The organism is Pseudomonas sp. FSL W5-0203, assembly GCF_001896155.1.
Taxonomy (GTDB): domain Bacteria; phylum Pseudomonadota; class Gammaproteobacteria; order Pseudomonadales; family Pseudomonadaceae; genus Aquipseudomonas; species Aquipseudomonas paracarnis.
Genome location: NZ_MPOR01000043.1, coordinates 1 through 14,318 on the forward strand (window position 1 = coordinate 1; position 14,318 = coordinate 14,318).

Here is a 14,318-nt window from a genome sequence, read left to right on the forward strand (position 1 = left end):
CCCGCTCCTACAGGGATCTATGCCTGGCGCCAATTCTGTGGGCAACCCACAACCAGTGTGGGAGCTGGCTTGCCTGCGATAGCGGTGGCTCAGTTGAAGAATCATTGACTGACTGGTCGCCATCGCAGGCAAGCCAGCTCCCACATTTTGATCCTCATTGTTCTTCGAATTGTAGGTGAGCCAAAACAAAAAATGCGCCCCTTTGGGCGCATTTTTTGCTCGGTCAGCTATGGCCTATCAGGCCGTCGCATCCCAGGCCCGATCACCGTTCTCGTCTTTGATCCGAGTCGGCAAGCCCATCACATCCAGCGCCTTGAGGAACGGCTCAGCTGGCAGTTCCTCGACGTTGGCCATGTGCTTCACATCCCACTCGCCACGCGCCACCAGCAGTGCAGCGGCTACCGGTGGTACGCCTGCGGTGTAGGAGATGCCCTGGCTGTCAGTCTCGGCATAGGCCTCTTCATGATCAGCCACGTTGTAGATGAACATCTCACGCGGTTGGCCATCCTTGGTGCCTTTGACCAGGTCGCCGATGCAGGTCTTGCCGGTGTAGCCCGGGGCGAGCGAAGACGGGTCGGGCAGCACGGCCTTGACCACTTTCAACGGCACCACTTCCAGGCCTTCGGCGGTCTTGACCGGCTGTTCGGAGAGCAGGCCGAGGTTTTTCAGCACGGTGAACACGTTGATGTAGTGTTCGCCGAAGCTCATCCAGAAACGCACGTTGGGCACGTCGAGGTTTTTCGACAGCGAGTGCACTTCATCGTGGCCGGTGAGGTAGAGGTTCTGCGAGCCAACTACCGGCAGGTCGTCGGTGCGTTTGACTTCGAACATGGTGTTGCTGGTCCACTGGCTGTTCTGCCAGCTCCACACCTGCCCGGTAAATTCGCGGAAGTTGATTTCCGGATCGAAATTGGTGGCGAAGTATTTGCCATGGGAGCCGGCATTGACGTCGAGAATGTCGATCGAATCAATGCGGTCGAAATGCTGTTGCTGCGCCAGCGCGGCATACGCGTTGACGACACCTGGGTCGAAGCCCACGCCAAGGATGGCGGTGATGTTCTTCTGTTTGCATTCTTCCAGGTGGTTCCACTCGTAGTTGCCGTACCACGGCGGGGTCTCGCAGACCTTGCCCGGCTCTTCGTGGATGGCGGTATCGAGGTAAGCCACGCCCGTGTCGATGCAGGCACGCAGTACCGACATGTTGAGGAAGGCGGAGCCGACGTTGATGACGATCTGCGAATCGGTCTCGCGGATCAGGGCCTTGGTCGCTTCCACGTCCAGGGCGTTCAGCGCGAAGGCCTGGATATCGGCGGGAACCTTGAGGCTACCCTTGGCCTTGACGCTGTCGATGATGGCCTGGCATTTGGAGATGTTGCGCGACGCGATAGCAATACGACCGAGTTCGTCGTTGTGCTGCGCGCACTTGTGGGCCACCACCTTGGCGACACCTCCTGCACCAATGATAAGAACGTTCTTTTTCAATTGCTTTATCTCTCCTTTATCCGCCAGCTCAGGACAGGCTGGACAGGTAGTCGTCGTAACCAAATTCACGAACCACCTCGACTGTACCGTCGAGTTGTTTCACTACGATGGACGGCATTTTCAGGCCGTTGAACCAGTTTTTCTTGACCATGGTGTAGCCTGCGGTGTCGATGAACGACAGCCGATCGCCGATGGCCAGCGGACGATCAAATTGATACTCGCCGAAGATGTCCCCGGCCAGGCAGGATTTGCCGCACACCATGTAGGTGTGTTCACCCTCGCTCGGCGCCAGCTTGGCGTTGAGGCGATAGATCAGCAGGTCCAGCAGGTGGGCTTCGATGGAGCTGTCGACCACGGCGAGATTCTTGCCGTTGTAGAGGGTGTCGAGCACGGTGACTTCCAGGGAGGCGCTATTGGTGATCGCCGCTTCGCCGGGTTCCAGGTAGACCTGCACGCCGTACTTCTCGGAGAACGCTTTGAGCCGTGCGCAGAATGCATCCAGTGCATAGCCTTCACCGGTGAAATGGATGCCGCCGCCGAGGCTGACCCACTTGACCTTGTGCAGCAGCGCACCGAAGCGTTCTTCGATGGTGCCGAGCATCTTGTCGAACAGGCTGAAGTCGCCGTTCTCGCAGTTGTTGTGGAACATGAAGCCGGAGATCTGATCGATCACGCCATCGATCTTCACCGGGTCCCACTCGCCCAGGCGGCTGAACGGGCGCGCCGGGTCGGCCAGCAGGTAGTCAGAGCTGCTCACCTGCGGGTTCACACGCAGGCCGCGGATCTTGCCTTCGCTGCGTTCGGCAAAACGCTGCAGTTGGCTGATGGAGTTGAAGATGATCTTGTCGCAGTTCTCCAGCATCTCTTCGATTTCATCGTCGGCCCAGGCCACGCTGTAGGCATGCGCTTCACCTTCGAACTTCTGGCGGCCGAGCTTGAGCTCATACAGCGACGACGAGGTGGTGCCGTCCATGTATTGCTGCATCAAGTCGAATACCGACCAGGTGGCAAAGCACTTGAGCGCCAGCAGAGCCTTGGCGCCGGACTGTTCGCGCACGTAGGCAATCTTCTGCATGTTGACCAGAAGCTTCTGTTTATCGATGAGGTAGTACGGCGTTTTGATCATTTTTGAGAGCCTGCGGCGGTGCCTGCCAAAAAAGGACACGCATTGTGCCCGCACTTGGAACAGATCGAAAGGTTAGCCGGCGGATTTTGCGTGCCACGTTAAGCATAGGGCGTAAGTATGACCGTTCATAAGAATCACCCCGCCCCCTGTGGGAGCGCTCGAGCCTCAGCGAGGCCGCGATGACGCCGGCTCTGGCACCACAAACACCCACAGTAGCGCCGCTAATATCATGCCCACCTAAACATGAGTGAATCTTGTGATGATCTAGAGCAAAATGAGTTTGTCTCAAGACATCCCTCTGCCGACAATGACCGCCATCAATTAGACCATCGGAGTTGTAAGTCATGGCAGTCGCTCATTCCCTCGGGTTTCCACGCATTGGACGCGATCGTGAACTGAAAAAAGCGCAGGAAGCGTTCTGGAAGGGTGAGCTCGACGAAGCCGGCCTGCGCGCCGTTGGCAGTAACTTGCGCAGCACCCACTGGGCGCTGCAACAGCAAGCCGGTATCGAACTGTTGCCGGTCGGTGATTTCGCCTGGTACGACCAGGTGCTGACCCATTCGTTGATGTTCGGTGTGGTCCCTGAGCGGTTCCGCCCGGTCGATGGCCAGGCCACGTTGCATACCTTGTTCGCCATGGCCCGTGGCGTCAGTGACAGCTGCTGCGGCGGTGCCCATGCCCAGGAGATGACTAAGTGGTTCGACACCAACTATCACTACCTGGTGCCGGAGTTCAGCGTCGATCAGCAATTCCACCTGGCGTGGGATCAACTCTTCGAAGAGGTCCAGGAAGCCCTCGACCTGGGGCACAGCGTCAAGCCCGTGGTGATCGGCCCGCTGACCTATTTGTGGCTGGGCAAGGCCAAGGGCGCTGACTTCGACAGGCTCGACCTGCTCGAGCGACTGCTGCCGCTGTATGGCCAGATATTCCAACGCCTGGCCGAATTGGGCGTGGAATGGGTGCAGATCGACGAGCCAATCCTGGCGCTCGATCTGCCCCAGGACTGGAAGAACGCTTTTGAGCGCGCCTATAACCTGATCCAGCGCGACCCGCTGAAAAAATTGGTGGCCACTTACTTCGGCGGCCTGGAAGAAAACCTTGGCCTGGCTGCCAATCTTCCGGTGGATGGCCTGCATATCGACCTGGTGCGTGCACCGGACCAGTACCCGACCATCCTCGACCGTCTGCCAGCGTACAAGGTGCTGTCCCTGGGCGTGGTCAACGGCCGAAACGTGTGGCGTTGCGACCTGGAAAAAGCCCTGGCCATCTTGCAGCATGCCCATGAGAAGTTGGGCGATCGCCTGTGGGTCGCGCCGTCCTGCTCGCTGCTGCACAGCCCGGTGGACCTGGAACGGGAAGACCAGTTGGATGCCGAATTGAAAAGCTGGCTGGCCTTCGCCGTGCAGAAGTGTGCGGAAGTGGCGCTACTGGCCAAGGCCGTTGATCAGCCCGAAGCCCCTGGCGTACTCACCGCCCTGGCTGAGAGCCGCGCGGTGCAGGCAGCTCGCGCCGCATCGTCACGCATTCACAAACCTGCCGTTCAAGCTCGTGTGGCCGCCATCACGGCGCAGGACAGCCAGCGCCAGTCGCCGTTTGCCCAGCGCATCGAAAAGCAACGGGCCGGCCTTAACCTGCCGCTGTTCCCGACCACCACCATCGGCTCGTTCCCACAGACCGCGTCGATCCGCCTGGCGCGCCAATCGTACAAGGCCGGCAAGTTGAGCCACGCCGAATACGTCGATGCCATGCACAGTGAGATCAAGCACGCTGTCGAGGTGCAGGAAAACCTCGGCCTGGACGTGTTGGTGCACGGTGAAGCCGAGCGTAACGACATGGTCGAGTACTTCGCCGAACAACTGGATGGCTACGTGTTTACCCGGTTCGGTTGGGTGCAGAGTTACGGTTCGCGTTGCGTGAAACCCGCAGTGATTGTCGGCGACCTGAGCCGCCCGAACGCCATGACCGTGGAGTGGATTCGCTATGCCCAAGGTCTTACCGACAAGGTGATGAAGGGCATGCTGACGGGCCCGGTGACCATGTTGATGTGGTCGTTCCCACGGGAAGACGTGAGCCCAGAAGTGCAAGCCCGGCAACTGGCCCTGGCGATTCGTGACGAAGTGGTCGATCTGGAAGCCGCCGGCATCAAGATCGTGCAGATCGACGAAGCGGCTTTTCGTGAGGGCTTGCCGTTGCGCCAGGCGCAGTGGCAACCCTACCTCGACTGGGCGACTGAAGTGTTTCGTTTGTGTGCGAGTGGCGTGAGCGATGAAACCCAGATCCACACTCACATGTGCTACAGCGAGTTCAACGATGTGATCGAGTCCATCGCCGCCATGGATGCCGACGTGATCACCATCGAAACCTCCCGCTCGGACATGGAGCTGCTCGACGCGTTCGAAGCCTTCGCCTACCCGAATGAGATCGGCCCGGGGGTCTACGACATTCACTCCCCGCGGGTGCCGGATGCCTCGGAAATGGCCAACTTGCTGCGCAAGGCCGCCAAGCGGATTCCGGCAGAGCGCTTATGGGTGAACCCCGATTGCGGCTTGAAGACGCGGGGCTGGCCGGAGACCGAGGCGGCGCTCATTCATATGGTCACCGCCGCTCGCCAACTGCGTGCTGAACTGGCCTGATTCCTGAGCCCGGGCGCGGTTAAAAACTGTGGGAGCGGGCTTGCTCGCGAATGCGGTCTTCCAGTCACAGCAGCAGTGGCTGACACACCGTATTCGCGAGCAAGCCCGCTCCCACAGGGGATCTGTGGCAGGCGCTGATTATGTGGGCGATGCGTAACCAGTGTGGGAGCTGGCTTGCCTGCGAAAGCGGTGGTTCAGTTGAATATTTAGTAGCTGACACACCGCCCCGCACAATTAGCCTGCATCAGGTCAGAGGTATTTGAGCCACGCCAGGTCCCGCCGCCGTGCTTTCAGGCCGGCGAACCAACGTACCGGCAAGTACAGGGCAATCGGCAACAGCAGCGCTGCCAGCCACACCGCACCGATACCGTCGAAGCCAAAGTAATTGCCATGGTTGAGGCCAAACAGCGCAACGCAGGCCACATAGAGGATTTTCAGTACATAAAGGTGCAACAGATAAAAGAACATCGGCGCCGCGCCGAACACCGCCAGCACGCCGATCCAGCGCTTATGCCCCGCGCGTTCAAACGCCAGCAGCAACAGCAAGCCAATCCCCAGAGTCAACGCCAGGAACAACAGCGAAGGCGGGTACTTGGTGATATTGAAAAAGCTCATCAGCGTCAGCACGCTGCTGTCATACGCCTGCCAAGGCTGCTCGCCATAGCCGTTGAGCGCGCGCAGCAACCCAAAGCCCACCAACGCGCCCACCCCTGCGACCAGTAAATAACGCTGACGCACAGCCGGCAGCGTGGCATTGGCAAACCATGGCCCGAGGCCGTAACCCAGGGCAATCACACCGATCCATGGCAGCACCGGGTAGGTGGTGCGCAGGCGTAGGTTTTCAGAGACTTCAATCCAGTTGCGTTCATGCAGGATCGTCCACGGCACATGCAACATCGAACCCGCTGCGAAGTGCAGCCCATCGAGCAGGTTGTGCCCGGCGATAATCACCAGCGCCAAGCCGATCAGCCAGGCACGCGGTAGCCAAACCAAAGCGGCGAGGGCGATCATGCTGATGCCGATGGCCCAGATGACTTGCATATAGATCACGCTGGGTGGCAGTTGGAAGGTCCACGCGAAGTTGACCAGGGTGAATTCCAGCACCACCAGGAACAGCCCGCGCTTGAACAAGAATGCCGACACGTCGCGACGGCCCTGATATTTCTGGCCGTACAGCCAAGCCGACAATCCGGTGAGCAGCACAAACACCGGCGCGCACAAGTGGGCCAGGGTGCGGCTGAAAAACAACGCAGGCTCGGTGCTGTCTATGCTCATGGGGTCGCTGACCTGGCGGTGCAGCAAGAAGGTTTCACGCACGTGGTCCAGCAACATAAACAGGATCACCAGGCCGCGCAGGGCGTCGATGGACAGCAGGCGTTTGCGTAAAGTCATAGCGTCAGTCATAAGTTAAGGGTCACACGCAGGCAAAATATTGACGTTATTCTATAACATTAAGCGAGGCGCTGATGACAAGCATGACCCCACACTCGGCCGAAGCCGTAATCGCGTTCTGGAAACAGGCGGGGCCCAAGCGTTGGTTCGCCAAGGACGACGAGTTCGATGCGACCTTTCGCGACAGCTTCCACGCCACTCATATGCAGGCGGCGCGGCGTGAACTCGAAGACTGGTTGACCACGGCGGATGGCGCGCTGGCGTTACTGATCCTGCTGGACCAGTACCCGCGCAACGCCTTTCGCGGCACGGCGCATATGTTCGCCACCGACCCGCTGGCGCGGTTGTATGCGCGAAAGATGGTGGACGCAGGATTGGATCAACAGGTTGAACCTCAGTTGCGTGCGTTCTGCTATTTGCCTTTTGAACATTCGGAAGACCCCCAGGACCAGCAACGCTCCCTGGCCCTGAACCAGCAGTTGGATGCCAGCACCTACCACTGGGCCAAGGAGCATGCCGACATCATCGAGCGGTTCGGGCGGTTTCCCCATCGTAATGGGGTGTTGGGCAGGACGAGCACCGACGAAGAACGCGCCTTCCTCAAGGCCGGTGGCTTCGCCGGTTAGGCGTGCTCTGGCGCCAGGCTTCGCTGGGCGCCAACACGGCGAAACCGCCGCACACCCTTGAGGTCAATCGCCCATCGCAACGCTTCAGTGGCCGAAGGACGCGGGCCCTGGTTGATCGCCTGTTCATCCTTGCCCAGTGCGCTGAGGTAACCCTGCGTACCGCCGCGTTCGCTCCAATAGTGAGTGTGGCTCAACCAGGATTTGGCCAGCCAGCCTTTGCCATTGCCCACGGTCACCGGCAAGTCCAGCACGCCGCCGCCCATCACGGGCTTGACCGGGCCGCCGACGATGTCGCCGAACAGGCCGAAGGGGGCAGGGAAGTACAGGTTGGTCCAGCGCGTGACGGCAAAGGCTGCGGCGTGGTGCAGGTAGTGCGGGGTGAAGGGCTTTTGGCCGAGCATCAGCGGTTGGCGGGCGTTGTAGCCGTAGCCTTGGGTGTCTTCGGTGGGCGGGCAGGCCGGGGCTTCGCGGCGTTCCATACGCTGCTGGAAGTCACTGACGCTGCGGCCCAGCAACAGGCTGGCGTGGGCCATTGGGCTGCCGACCGTGACCAGGTCGGTGATGCGCCAGGGGTTGCCCAGGCCGCGCTGTTCGGCAAAAGCTTCGGTCTGTTGCTGACGAAAATTCAACAGGCTGCTCAGGCTGCCGTCCAGCAAGGCGCCGGCGGCGGGCAGGGCATCCTTGACCACCGGTTGCAGCGGTTCGCGGTTGGCATAACGGGCCGCCAGCTCACGGTTGCTGGGGGTCAGTTGGGTCAGTTGGTCGTGGTATTCATGCCAGAGGTAGCCGACGATGTCATAGGCAATCACGCTGCCCAGGCTGTGACCCACGACGATGATGCGCTCGTAGTCGCCCTGGTTGTGCAGGGCACGCAGCAGGTCTACACCGTCGGCACGGATCTGCTCGCGCACCCTCACGTTCTGCGGGTTGGGGCTGAGGTAGCGTGCGGCGTCTCCCAGGTACGCCAGCGCCGAATAGCGCAGCCCCAGTCCCATGGCCACGAGCAGCAGGGGGATCAGCGCGAAGGGGTTGTCGCTGGGGGGCAATTGGCCCCAGGCCGTGGCCAATGTACCGCTGGCAACCAGCAGCAATAACACCAGCACCGTCCAGCGCGTGCTGCGCCAGATCGGCACGATGGCCTCGGGAATGTCGCGACGCGGGCGCTTGAAGATGTCCCACAGCCAGCCCAGCAGATGGCCGAACTTGGTGCCCTGCATCTTGTGGGCCCAGTAGTACTCATAGAAATCCGTCGAGGTACGGCCCGAGGCCTTCAGTACGCGCAGGTCGAAGTTGCGCGATAGCCGATCCGGCTTGCTCCAGTACAAAGGTTTGCCATCGGGGGTGTCCGTGGGGATCATCGCTTCGACAAAGCCGCGCAAGGTGTCCATTGGGCGCTGCTCGCCGATGCCGTGGATAACCACAACTGCTTGTTTCATGTGCTGTTCCTTCCTTGAAAATCAGCGGTAGCCATAATATTGCCACTAGCCGCGCTATTCCCGCCAGGAATGCCCCCATAAAAACCCTGCATTGTCTTTATCGGCCGGCATCTCGTAGCGTGACGCCTTACCCCAGGAGATTGCCCATGAGCCAAGGCCCGCTGCACCTCTACGTTGATTCGCTGTTTACCAGCCCCTATGCCATGTCGGTGTTTGTCGCCTTGCGCGAAAAAGGCCTGGCGTTCGAGACCCTCACCCTGGACCTCGATGCCGGGCAAACCCAGGCGGCAGATTACGCCCAACGCTCCCTGACCCAGCGAGTGCCGACCTTGGTAGACGGTGATTTTGCATTGTCTGAGTCTTCGGCCATCACCGAGTACCTGGACCAGGCCTACCCCGAAACCCGCGTGTACCCGGCGGATGTGCAACAGCGGGCGAGGGCGCGACAGGTTCAAGCGTGGTTGCGCAGCGACTTGCTGCCGATTCGCCAGGAGCGCTCGACCCTGGTGGTGTTCTGCGGGCAGAAGAGGCTGCCGTTGTCAGCAGAGGCTCAAGCCGCCGCGACCAAGTTGATCAGCGCGGCGCAAGCCTTGCTGGCGGATAACCGCGAGTACCTGTGCGGCCAGTGGTCGATTGCCGATGTGGACCTGGCGGTGATGCTCAATCGCCTGATCCTCAACGGTGACGCCATGCCAGCGCAGCTGGTGGCCTACGCGCAACGCCAGTGGCAGCGGCCGTCAGTGCGCGAGTGGGTCGAGCTGCGACGGCCCGCGCTCTAGTTGTGCCTGCTGGGCAACACGCCGGTCGAGGTCTTCCCAGTCGGCCATGCCCAGCACGCGCATGGTGTTCAAACCGCGCAAATAACCGCGCAATTGCTCGGCGCTGGCGCTGCTTTTCGCGGCGTCGGCGTGTGAGTTCAGCAACACGGTTTCGTACTCAACCAGGTAGTCGGCGACTCGCTCGCGAAACTCTGGCAGTACCGCCTCGCGGATACGATCGAAGATTTTCTGGTAGGGCTTCATGGCGGGGTCCTTATAGATTTTATGGGCGGCCTGACACTATCGGTTCAAATGATAGTCACCATCAAGGATCACAAGTTCTGTTTTTTCGCCAAACGCGCAGAATCTGCACATCGAGACGCAGCCCAAGGAAAAATGCGCGATGAGGACGATTATCCAGTTGGCTTTGATGGCCCTGATGCTGGGCACCGCGGTCATGACCACCCCGGCGATGGCCGATGAAGTGCGTACAGACCATTTGCTGCCACTGGTGGGTAGCGTAGACTCCCTGCAGCGTGCCCAGTCGGTGGGGGTATTGTTCAGTGAAAACACCCGCGACAACCTCAGCTACCTCGAACGCTACCACGCCATGGCGCAGAACGGCGCCAAGGATGCCCTGGATGGGCGGATTCGCGAGGCGTTCGTCAACAGCTCCGACCCGGAACTGGCGATCGACTGGTTGATGCACTCGTTGCAGGGCACTTTTCTCTCGGTGACGGTCTATAGCAGCCTGGATGAGTTGGTGCAGGCGCACCCGGATGTGGTGGTGGTGCTCGATACCCATAACCAATTGCTCACCCAGCGTAATGACCGGGTCGAAGCACGCTTTGTCGCACGCTTCTACGACGCGAACCTGCAATTTATCGCCAAGGCCGAAGGCTCGGTGGATAAGCACGTGCCGTCAGTGTGGGTGCACGACAAGGCGGCGCCGGAGATTGCTGCACTGATCGAGCAACAACGCGATGTACAGCAAGATGCCCTGAAGCAGTTCGATGCGTCGCTCAAGGCCCTGATTCGCGCAGGTTGATCCGCGATGGTTGTGAACCCTATTTGGTTATTTTCAGGAATGTTTATGCGCTCTTTCTTCGCCTCGGCCCTGGCTTGTGCTTCGTTGCTGCTGACCGGTTGTATCACGGCGCCCAACGCCCCATCGCTGACCCTGCAAACCAACAAGACCCCCGATGGCTATGTGCAATGCGTATTGCCCAAGCTGGAAAAGCACGGCATCACTTCGACCGTCACCCAGAACTCGCGCCACGCCAAGGTGCTGTTGACCAGCAAGATTGCCGCCGATGATGTGCTGGAGGCCTACAAGTCCCAGGACGGCACCAAAGTGTTCCTGTATGAGCGCAAGCCGTTGGCTTCGGCGATCAAGCCATCGCGGCTGGAGCAGGCCGCGCAGGATTGCAAATAAACCCGCACACACATAACGCAACCCACCCTGTAACCAATGTGGGAGCTGGCTTGCCTGCGAAAGCGGTGGTTCAGTTAAATATTCAGTGACTGACACGCCGCCTTCGCGGGCAAGCCCGCTCCCACAGGGGATCTGCGCTAGGCGCTGATTCTGTGGGCAATACATAGGAGCGAGCTTGCTCGCGAAAAACTCATAGGCGCCGCGTTTATTCGGGAGCGCGCGTAATCGTTGACTTCTTTCGCGAGCAAGCTCGCTCCTACAGGGTATTGGCCCCATTTGGATCAGGGTTTGGCTTCGTTGCTGAAGCTATCGACAGTCTTGACCAATCCCTGCGCCGCCAACGCCACCAACTCACCGCCTTTCTCCACAGTAGCCAACGCCGGGTCCGAGCCCATGCGGCCGTCAGGGAAGCGCGCACGGAAGTCCAGGGCTTCACGGATCGGACCAGTGTTGGCGATTTGCGGTGAGTACTCGGCAGACTTGATCGCATCCGGATACGCCCACTGCGTCACGGCAATTTCCGATGGCGTGGCGTGGCTGCCATGCCCCACCGGGAATTGACGCTGGGCCAGGTCAGTGACGCCTTCCAGGTCCCACCAGTTCACCAGTTTCAGCGCAAACCCGGCCGGGCGGCGGGCGAAGCTGGCTTCGGCGTACAGCTCGGAGAACGCCGCTTCAATCGTGGCGATGTTGCCGCCGTGACCGTTCAGGAACAGGATCTTTTCGAAACCATGCCCGGCCAGCGAGCGCACCCAGTCGCCAATCGCGGCGATAAAGGTGGAAGGGCGCAGGGAGATGGTGCCGGGAAAGCCCAGGTGGTGTTGGGCCATGCCGATATTGAAGGTCGGGCCGACCAGGATGTCGGCGTGCTTCTGGGCGTGGTGGGCGATGATCTCCGGGCACATCCAGTCAGTGCCCAGCAGGCCGGTGGGGCCATGTTGCTCGTTGGAACCGATGGGAATCACCACCGTGCGGCTGCGTTCCAGGAACTGCCCGATTTCGATCCAGGTGGAGGTGTGTAGAAGCATGCGACGTTCTCTTTTATCAGTGGGGACAGGCTATCCGCCACGGATTGTACGACTACTCGCCACCTGTTGGGGTTTGCAATTGAGGTAGGTCGATGACTTCAGCCAGCGCTGGTCGGGGTACCACGAAAACATGAACTGCCCGTCCTTGAGCTTGTCCACCACTTGGCGGGCGACTTGCGGACGCACGGCCGGGCAACCCTGGCTGCGGCCGATACGGCCTTCGCGCTTGCTCCACAATGGGCTGACGTAGTCGGCAGCATGAATCACGATGGCGCGGTCGCGGGCCTGGTCATTGAAGCCGGGTTCCAGACCGTCCATGCGTAGCGAGTAGCCATGGGCGCCCAGGTAGCTTTCCTGGGTGCGGAACAAGCCCAGGCTCGACTGGTGGCTGCCCTCGAGATTGGAGAACTGGGTAGCGAAGTTTTCCCCGGACTTGGCACCGTGAGCCACCAGGTCGCGTAGAACCAAGGTCTTTTTGCGCAGGTCGAAGATCCATAGGCGACGGGCGGTCGAGGGCTGGGAGTAGTCAATAACCGCAAGGCGATCGGAACGCTCCTCGCCGTTATTGACCGCGCACTGCACGGCGCTCAGGGCGCTTTTCAGCACGGTGGGATTGAGTTCTGGAGCCGAGCGCGCCAGGCTGCTATACAGGGAAGGAGAGGTGCCATTGGCGGCGAGCGCAACATTGCTCAATAAAGCCAGGCACCCAGTGATCAAGCCCAGGCTGGTTAGCCTGAGCAGGCGTATAAAAGTCAGCATCTACAGTCGAGTCCCCGCTGTGGAGTGGAGCTAAGTCAATTGTTCAAAAAACACGCATGTTACTTGAGCATTTGCCTGCTCGTTGCACCATTGGTCGCTACAGCCGAAACGCTGCCGGTGGAGCCATTGCCCGTCACCACCCCTGCACCGGTCGCGCTGGCGCCACTGCAACAGGCGTTGGCGCAGTTGACCAGTGTCTGCCCGCACCTTGCGCCGCGTATCGATGCCGCCGCGCTGGCGCGCCTACAAGCCTTTTACCAGCAGCAGGGCGATGCCCCGCTATGGTCGGCTGACGAACGCCGGCATGCCTTGCACAGCCAGTTGCTGATGCTTGCCGACGATGGCCTGGACCCCACCCACTATAGCTTGCCCGCGGCGGATGCCACGGCCAACGTGCTGTGCAGCGATATCGCCAACAGCCAGCAGTACCTGCAAGCCCTGCAGGATTTGCATTACGGGCGCCTGCAGCAATCGCGCTTTGAGCCCCTCTGGCACTCCCAGCCACCCAGTGGCGATCCGAATACCCAAGTACTGGCGTTCGCCGCCACCGGCCTGCAAGACATGGCCCAAGCCTTCGATCATGCGCGGCCCAGCGCCGATTTGTACCGCAGCCTGCGCAATGCCTATGCCGGCGTGCGCCAGCAGCCGCTGCCCCATTGGGACCCGGTCGCCGAGGGCGCGTTGCTGCGCCCGGGCATGAACGACGCCCGGGTGCCGGAGTTGGCGCGGCGCCTGCACAGCGGTGGCTACCTGGCCCAGTTGCCCAGCGGCAACGGCAAGCAATACCAGGGCGAATTGGTCAAGGCGGTGAAAGCCTTCCAGCTCAGCCACTCGTTGCAGGCCGACGGCGTGGTCGGCGCCGGCACCGTGGCTGAACTCAATATCAGCCCGGCGATGCGTCGTGAACAACTGCGCATCAACCTGGAACGCTTCCGCTGGCTAGCCCAGGACCTGGAGCCTGAAGGCGTCGTGGTCAATGTGGCCGCTGCGCAACTGAGCGTGTATCAGAGTGGCATCCCGGTGTGGCAAACCCGCCTTCAAGTGGGCCGGGCCGAACGCCAGACGCCATTGCTCAAGTCGCGCATCACCCGGCTGACCCTCAACCCCACCTGGACCATCCCGCCCACCATCATGCGCGAGGACAAGCTGCCCGCCATCCGCCTCAACCCTGAATACCTGCGTCAGCAAAACCTGCAAGTGCTCGACGCCGAAGGTCATCCCTTGACGCCCGACCAGGTCGACTGGGCACGCCCCGGCAATATCCTGCTGCGCCAGCAGGCCGGCCCGCGTAACCCGCTGGGCAAGATTGTGATGCGCTTTCCCAATCCGTATTCGGTGTACCTGCATGACACCCCCAGCCAGCCCTTGTTCACCAAAGGCCCACGGGCGTTCAGTTCGGGATGCGTGCGGGTCGAGCAACCGTTGTTATTGCGCGACCTGCTGGTAACGCCCGCCGAACGCACCCGCACCGATGAGCTGCTGGCGACCGGCGAAACCCATGAGTTCAGGCTGGCCACGCCGGTACCGGTGCTGTTGGGGTATTGGACGGTAGAAGTGGATCGTCAGGGCGAGTTGGTGTACGCGCCGGATATTTATGCGCGTGACCCGGTGTTGATCAAGGCCATGGGCAGCGTGCTCTAGGG

Annotated in this window: 13 protein-coding genes; 6 read left to right on the forward strand and 7 right to left on the reverse strand. The window is 60.7% G+C overall.

Features of this window, described 5'->3' with window-relative positions; translation table 11 throughout:
• Window positions 1-237: 237 nt before the first annotated feature.
• Both BOP96_RS25090 and BOP96_RS25095 read right to left on the reverse strand, forming a co-directional pair.
• A complete protein-coding gene (locus BOP96_RS25090) occupies window positions 238-1,482 on the reverse strand; it encodes a saccharopine dehydrogenase family protein (protein ID WP_019817179.1) in 1,245 nt (414 codons plus the stop codon).
• A gap of 28 nt (window positions 1,483-1,510) precedes the next feature.
• Window positions 1,511-2,608, reverse strand: a complete 1,098-nt coding sequence (locus tag BOP96_RS25095; protein ID WP_019817180.1) for a carboxynorspermidine decarboxylase — start codon at window positions 2,606-2,608, stop codon at window positions 1,511-1,513.
• 344 nt (window positions 2,609-2,952) lie between these two features.
• Here BOP96_RS25095 and metE point away from each other — a divergent pair, with 344 nt between their 5' ends.
• Entirely contained in the window at window positions 2,953-5,241 is a 2,289-nt protein-coding gene (metE, locus tag BOP96_RS25100) for a 5-methyltetrahydropteroyltriglutamate--homocysteine S-methyltransferase (protein ID WP_073454302.1), read from the forward strand.
• A 249-nt stretch (window positions 5,242-5,490) separates the two neighbouring features.
• Here metE and BOP96_RS25105 read toward each other — a convergent pair whose 3' ends face one another.
• Window positions 5,491-6,645, reverse strand: a complete 1,155-nt coding sequence (locus tag BOP96_RS25105) for a DUF1624 domain-containing protein (protein ID WP_032872428.1) — start codon at window positions 6,643-6,645, stop codon at window positions 5,491-5,493.
• 71 nt (window positions 6,646-6,716) lie between these two features.
• On the opposite strand from BOP96_RS25105, the gene BOP96_RS25110 reads away from it, so the two are divergent.
• On the forward strand, window positions 6,717-7,259 hold the full coding sequence (locus tag BOP96_RS25110) for a DUF924 family protein (protein ID WP_019817183.1): 543 nt from the start codon (window positions 6,717-6,719) through the stop codon (window positions 7,257-7,259).
• Here the strand turns inward: BOP96_RS25110 and BOP96_RS25115 are convergent.
• Window positions 7,256-8,695 carry a hypothetical protein gene (locus BOP96_RS25115; protein WP_014718783.1) on the reverse strand — a complete coding sequence of 480 codons (1,440 nt, stop codon included), beginning with the start codon at window positions 8,693-8,695 and terminating at the stop codon, window positions 7,256-7,258. The two genes, BOP96_RS25110 and BOP96_RS25115, sit on opposite strands and share 4 nt — an antisense overlap.
• A 146-nt stretch (window positions 8,696-8,841) precedes the next feature.
• Between BOP96_RS25115 and yfcF the strand changes: the two genes are divergently transcribed.
• On the forward strand, window positions 8,842-9,474 hold the full coding sequence (gene yfcF, locus BOP96_RS25120) for a glutathione transferase (RefSeq protein ID WP_019817184.1): 633 nt from the start codon (window positions 8,842-8,844) through the stop codon (window positions 9,472-9,474).
• On the opposite strand, the gene BOP96_RS25125 is transcribed toward yfcF, so the two are convergent.
• Window positions 9,433-9,717, reverse strand: coding sequence for a hypothetical protein (locus BOP96_RS25125; protein WP_014718781.1), 285 nt, complete (start codon window positions 9,715-9,717; stop codon window positions 9,433-9,435). The genes yfcF and BOP96_RS25125 overlap by 42 nt on opposite strands.
• A 139-nt stretch (window positions 9,718-9,856) precedes the next feature.
• On the opposite strand from BOP96_RS25125, the gene BOP96_RS25130 reads away from it, so the two are divergent.
• Both BOP96_RS25130 and BOP96_RS25135 read left to right on the forward strand, forming a co-directional pair.
• The gene (locus BOP96_RS25130) at window positions 9,857-10,501 is read left to right on the forward strand and encodes a hypothetical protein (protein WP_019817185.1); all 645 of its coding nucleotides are present in this window, start codon (window positions 9,857-9,859) and stop codon (window positions 10,499-10,501) included.
• Between the two features lie 45 nt (window positions 10,502-10,546).
• Window positions 10,547-10,888, forward strand: coding sequence for a hypothetical protein (locus BOP96_RS25135; protein WP_014718779.1), 342 nt, complete (start codon window positions 10,547-10,549; stop codon window positions 10,886-10,888).
• Between the two features lie 281 nt (window positions 10,889-11,169).
• Here the strand turns inward: BOP96_RS25135 and BOP96_RS25140 are convergent, their stop codons facing one another.
• Window positions 11,170-11,916 (reverse strand): creatininase family protein, encoded by a 747-nt coding sequence (locus BOP96_RS25140; protein ID WP_014718778.1) that lies wholly within the window; start codon window positions 11,914-11,916, stop codon window positions 11,170-11,172.
• Window positions 11,917-11,946: 30 nt separating this feature from the next.
• Entirely contained in the window at window positions 11,947-12,675 is a 729-nt protein-coding gene (locus tag BOP96_RS25145) for a murein L,D-transpeptidase catalytic domain family protein (RefSeq protein WP_019817186.1), read from the reverse strand.
• A 39-nt stretch (window positions 12,676-12,714) separates the two neighbouring features.
• Here BOP96_RS25145 and BOP96_RS25150 point away from each other — a divergent pair, with 39 nt between their 5' ends.
• Entirely contained in the window at window positions 12,715-14,316 is a 1,602-nt protein-coding gene (locus BOP96_RS25150) for a L,D-transpeptidase family protein (protein ID WP_020301790.1), read from the forward strand.
• Window positions 14,317-14,318 lie beyond the last annotated feature (2 nt).